This is a genomic window from Amycolatopsis rhizosphaerae, assembly GCF_007713715.1.
In the GTDB taxonomy this organism is placed as follows: domain Bacteria; phylum Actinomycetota; class Actinomycetes; order Mycobacteriales; family Pseudonocardiaceae; genus Amycolatopsis_E; species Amycolatopsis_E rhizosphaerae.
The window spans coordinates 1-5,428 of the sequence record NZ_VJWX01000474.1; the positions used below are offsets into that span (position 1 = coordinate 1).

General features: G+C 71.6%; 5 protein-coding genes. 2 read left to right on the plus strand and 3 right to left on the minus strand.

Annotated features, from left to right (window positions below; translation table 11 throughout):
- Positions 1 to 108 precede the first annotated feature (108 nt).
- Positions 109 to 1,542 carry a serine/threonine-protein kinase gene (locus tag FNH05_RS30920; protein ID WP_144592392.1) on the plus strand — a complete coding sequence of 478 codons (1,434 nt, stop codon included), beginning with the start codon at positions 109 to 111 and terminating at the stop codon, positions 1,540 to 1,542.
- Between the two features lie 8 nt (positions 1,543 to 1,550).
- On the opposite strand, the gene FNH05_RS30925 is transcribed toward FNH05_RS30920, so the two are convergent.
- A complete protein-coding gene (locus tag FNH05_RS30925) occupies positions 1,551 to 2,438 on the minus strand; it encodes a LysR family transcriptional regulator (RefSeq protein WP_222426756.1) in 888 nt (295 codons plus the stop codon).
- A gap of 103 nt (positions 2,439 to 2,541) precedes the next feature.
- On the opposite strand from FNH05_RS30925, the gene FNH05_RS30930 reads away from it, so the two are divergent.
- Positions 2,542 to 3,288 carry a dienelactone hydrolase family protein gene (locus tag FNH05_RS30930; protein ID WP_222426757.1) on the plus strand — a complete coding sequence of 249 codons (747 nt, stop codon included), beginning with the start codon at positions 2,542 to 2,544 and terminating at the stop codon, positions 3,286 to 3,288.
- 16 nt (positions 3,289 to 3,304) lie between these two features.
- On the opposite strand, the gene FNH05_RS30935 is transcribed toward FNH05_RS30930, so the two are convergent.
- Complete coding sequence (locus FNH05_RS30935; RefSeq protein WP_144592393.1) at positions 3,305 to 4,474, minus strand: class I SAM-dependent methyltransferase; 1,170 nt, start codon at positions 4,472 to 4,474, stop codon at positions 3,305 to 3,307.
- A partial coding sequence (locus FNH05_RS30940) for a class I SAM-dependent methyltransferase (RefSeq protein ID WP_144592394.1) occupies positions 4,475 to 5,428 on the minus strand: 954 nt, incomplete at its 5' end.

Here is a 5,428-nt window from a genome sequence, read left to right on the forward strand (position 1 = left end):
CTTGCGGGCTGTCACTCGGGGCGGCCCCACGGCCGTCCCGCTCAACCGTTCGGCAGAGATCACCGGGAGCGTCGTAAGGGCCCGACGGGGACACCGTAGCCTAGCCGGGTGACCGGGACGGAAAAAGACGACAAAGGACGCCTGATCGCCGGCCGCTATCGACTCCAGCGCCGGATCGGCGGGGGCGCGATGGGCGTGGTGTGGCTGGCGAAGGACGAGTTGCTGGACCGGACCGTTGCCGTGAAACAGCTTCTCCTTTCACCCAATCTCAGCAAGGAGGACGCCGAGCACGCGCGTAAGCGCTCGTCACGGGAGGCGCGGATCGCCGCGCGCCTGCAGCACCGGCACGCCATCACCGTGTTCGACGTGGCCGACGACGACGGCCTCCCCGTGCTGATCATGGAGTACCTGCCCTCGCGGAGCCTGTCGGAGGTGCAGACCGACCGGGGTGCGCTGCCGCCCGCCGAGGTGGCGCGGATCGGCGCGCAGGCCGCGCACGCACTGGCGGCCGCGCACGACGCGGGCATCGTGCACCGTGACGTCAAGCCCGGCAACATCCTGCTCGGCGACGACGGCACCGCCAAGATCACCGACTTCGGCATTTCCAAGGCCACGGACGACGGCACCCTCACCGGCAGCGGCAGTTTCGCCGGCACCCCCGCCTACCTGTCCCCGGAGGCCGCGCGAGGCGAGAAGCCGAGTCCGGCCTCCGACGTGTTCTCCCTCGGCGCCACGCTCTACACCATCGTCGAGGGCCGGTTTCCCTACGGCGAAACCGAAAACCAGATGGCCATGCTGTACGCGGCGGCGGCCGGGCGGTTCAACCCGCCGCAGAAGGCGGGGCCGCTCACCGAACCGCTGAACCGGATGATGCGGCTCGATCCGGCGGAGCGGCCCACCATGGCCGAAGTGGCCGCCGAACTCGAAGAGATCTCACGTACCGCCCGTCAGCGGCGCAGACCGGTCCTGCTCTACGCCGGGATCGCCGTCGTGCTGCTCGTCGCGGCCGTGGTGACGACCGTCCTGGTGCTGAAGCCCTGGGGCGGCAAGGTGAACGACAACGCGGCGAACGGCGTCAGCACCTCCGCGACGGCCTCTTCCGCCGCGCAGCCCGGCCCGACGGCGACCGACAACCCGAGCCCCAAACCGTCGTCACCGTCCTCGCAGCCACCGTCCTCGTCGCAGGCGAGCAGCAGCTCTTCGGCCACCGGTCCGGCGGGTGGTGGCGGCTCCTCGGCGGTCCAGACCGTGGCCACCTACTACTCGATCATGCCCGGAAACCCGGAGCTGGGCTGGACCATGATCGGACCGGAGCTCCAGAAGAAGACCAAGGCCGTGTACCTGAGCTGGTGGAGCACCGTCAGCGAACTGAAGGTGACCGTGCCGGCCCGCGAGGTCGGCGCGAACACCGTCGAAATCACCTTCGAGTACACCGTCAGCGGCACGCGGTACCTGGAAACCCACGACCTCGGCATGATCAACCAAGGCGGTCAGTACCTGATCAACACCGACGGTGTCGCCTCCAGCCGAAAAATCGGCTGACCCGGGGGTCACCAGGTCCGGGCGGCCTCCAGCAGGACCGACCGGACGGCCGCGAGGTGCGGCAGGCCCGTGGTGCCGGTGCGGGCGGCGAGGAAGATCGTGTTGATCGGCGGCACCTCGGGCTCCAGCAGCGCGACGAGTTCGCCCTCGGCCAGTGCCCGCGCGCACAGGTACCGGGGCAGCACCGTGATCCCGATCCCGGCCGCCGTCGCGGCGAGCACGCCCCGCAGGTCCGGCACCACGGCGGCGGCCCGGCCGGGCGGCGGCACCCCCAGCACCGAGCGCCAGTAGCGCCGGATGATCGGCAGTTCCTCCGCGTACGCCACCAGCGGCACGTTCGCCAGTGCCGTGACCGGATCGACGGAGAGGTCGAGGTTCTCGGCCCAGGAAGGCGCCCCGACCAGTACGAACTCCTCGTCGGCCAGCGGGGTGGCGGAAACGCCGCGCAGCCTCGGCCGGACGGTGGACACCACCAGGTCGAACCGGCCCGCGGCGAGCCCGGCCAGCAGGTCGTCGGCCAGCCCGAAACCCACCCGCAACCTCAGGCCCCGGCGGCTCAGCCCGGCCAGTGCGGGCACCACGCGGAGGCTGGTCAGCTCGGCGGGACCGGCCAGGTGCACGGGCGTGGCCAGAGGCTCCCGGCCCCGGCGGGAAATCGCGGCGAGAGCGTCGACATGCTCGGCCATCTCGCGCGCGAGTTCCTCGGCCACCGAGGTCGCGACCACCCCTCTCGGCCCGCGTTCGAACAGCTGCTGCCCCAGGTCCGCCTCCATCGCCCGGACGTGGGCGGTCACGGTCGGCTGGGACAGGCCGAGCGTCTGCGCCGCCGCGGTGAACGATCCACATCGGACCACCGCGAGGAAGGTGCGCATAACGGACAGTTCCACGTGCCGCATCCGTCCTTCTCGCCCAGTTTGCCGCCCGCCATCGGCGCGCTGATCGAAGATAGCCGAGGAATCTATTGGTCGTGGCGGGGTTCGCGGGGGTAGCTGTGGAGGCGTGACAGAGATCGTTCGCGAAAAGATCGAGATCGCGGTGGCGGACGCCGCCTCGCCCACCATGGGCGCCTACCTCGCGCGCCCGGCCGAGCCGGGCGACCATCCCGGCGTGCTCGTCGGCTTCGAGTTGTTCGGGCTGACCTCCTACGTGCGCGACGTCGCCGACCGGGTGGCGGCCGAGGGGTACGTCGCCATCGCGCCGGACTTCTACCACCGGGCCGCTCCCGGTACCGAACTGGACAGCACGGAAGAGGGGCGGCAACGTGGGTTCACCCTGCTCGAAACGGTCACGCGCGAGGGTGCGCTGGCTGATCTCGAGGCCGCACGGAAGGCGCTGACCGACCACGGCGCCACGGGAAAGGCCGGGATGATCGGGCTCAGCTTCGGCGGGCATCTGGCCTACTTCGCCGCCACCCGGCTCGATCTGGCCGCGGTGGCGGTGTTCTACGGCGGCTGGCTGACCACCACCGACATTCCACTCGGCCGTCCGGAACCGACCGTGACGTTGACCGGGGACATCACCGGCCGGGTGCTCTACCTCGTCGGGGACGCCGACCACGCGGTGCCCGCCGAGCACCACCGCGAGATCGGGTCGCGCCTGGCCGAAGCCGGGGTGCGCCACGAGGTGGTGGTCTACCCGGACACGCCACACGGGTTCTTCTGCCACGTCCGGGACACCTACCGGGAGGGTCCGGCCGACGACGCGTGGCGGCGAACCCGTGAGCTGTTCGCCACCGAACTGCGCTGAGGCGCCCGTGTGGCGGTCAGCGGCCGGGAATGCGGGCGGCTTCGCAGACGAAGGCCACCGGGGCGCGCCCGATCCGGGTGAGCACCAGCGTGGCCTCCACCGGGCCGCGCGGCTTGAGCCGGCGGCGCAGGGCGTCCGGATCCACGTCGAGGCCGCGCACGAGGATCTCCAACCGCCCGATCTCCCGCCGTTTCACCAGCGCCCGCAACGCCTTCTCCTGGTACGGCCCGTGTTCCAGCACGCGGAAGGCCCGCACGCCGGGCGGCGGCTCGGGGCCCGTCAGATAGGCGATGCGTTCGTCCAACTGCCACAGGCCGTGCCGGGCGCCGTACTGCTTGACCAGCCCGGCACGCACCACGGCGCCGTCCGGGTCGACGATCCACTCCCCCGGCTCGGCCGCGCCGATCCCACCGGGATCGGCGTCGGTGATCGTCCATTCCGTACCGTCGCCGCCGAGCACCGTCGCCCGGCGGGTGGCCGTGGCCAGGCCCGGCGAGTACAGGCACGCCTCCCGCACCTGCCCGTCCAGCGACACGAGCTCCACCTCCGCCGCCCAGGGCGCGACGGCGAAATCCAGTCCGGGGGCGCATTTCACCGCCAGATCGCGCCCCGCGTAGACGCGGGCGAGCTCGTCCAGCGGTGGCACGAAATCCTCCGGCCGCCAGGTCCGCCTGCCCGCCGAGTCCCGGCGCGCGGGGTCGGCGACGATCACCGTGCCGCGGCTGACCGGACGCAGCGCGTCCGCGCGGGCCAGCGCCACTCCCGGGCAGTTGTGCCGCGCCATGGCCAGCCGGACGTCGTCCAGATCGGACCCGAGGCAGCGCCGGGCCACCTTGGCCAGTTCCGCGGTGTCCGCGCCGATCGAACAGGTCACGTCGTGCACGTCCCGGCCGGCCAGCCGGGCGGCCCGGTGCCGGGCCACCGCCGTCGCGCTGGCCTGCTGGAGGGCATCGGCGGTGTACAGCCAGTTCCGCCCGTCGTCCAGTTTGGACCCCGCCTTCCGCCGCAGCAGCACCGTTTCCAGCACCGCCGCCGCGAACCGCTCGCCGGCGATCCGGCGGGCGGCCGCGACGTCGGCGATGCGGCTGCGGTCGGTCAGCGGCAGTCCGGCGCATTCGGCCAGCGCCCGTTCGCCCTCCGCCGAGCACAGGAACCCGACGTCGGCGTGGGAGAACGCGTACGCCAACTACGGCCCGGCCGGGGCGTCCGGCTTGCGGCCGGTGATCATCACGTTGTAGAAGAGCTCCCGCGGCAGCACCTTCGACAGCACCTTTTTGTCCAAAGCGGACAGTCGCAGCCACAGGTGGTAGGCGAACAGGCGCCAGCGCACGGTCAGCTTCTCCTGCGGCACGGCCGCCTCGAAGGTCCGGATCGGCCAGCCCGCCAGCGCCGCGGCGAACTCCTCGGTGGCGGCCCTGACGCCGACCGCGCCCGCGCCCGCCGCCATCCGCTCCAGATCGCCGGGGTCGAAGGTGTGGATGTCGACCACGGCCTCCAGCGCGGCGGCGCGGGAGGACTCGTCCAGCTCCTCCTGGGGACGGCGCCACCCGTTGAGCGGCCCGAACTTCGTCACGTTGGTGGTCAGCCACCAGGTGAACTGGCCGAGCTTGCGGGCGTAGAAGTCACCGATCTTGGTGGGTTCGCCCGCGAACACGAACCGTCCGCCGGGCTTGAGCACCCGCAGCACCTCCCGGAACGCCGCCTGCACGTCCGGGATGTGGTGCAGCACCGCGTGCCCGACCACCAGGTCGAAGCTGTTGTCCGGGTACGGGATGCGCTCGGCGTCGGCGACCCGGCCGTCGACGTCAAGGCCCAGCTTCTCCGCGTTGCGCAGCGCCACCTGCACCATGCCCGGCGAAAGGTCGGTGACCGAACCCTTCTTGATCACCCCGCCCTGCATCAGGTTCAGCAGGAAGAAACCGGTGCCGCTGCCCAGTTCCATCGCCGTCGGATAGGGCTGGCCCGCCTCGCCCGCGACCGCGTTGAACACACCGGTGGCGTAGGAGATGCAGCGCTCGTCGTAGGAGATGGACCACTTCTCGTCGTAGGTGCCCGCCTCCCAGTCGTGGTAGAGCACGTTGGCCAGCTTCGGGTCGTCGAAGGCGGCCTTGACCTGCTCGGCGGTGGCGTGGGGATTGGG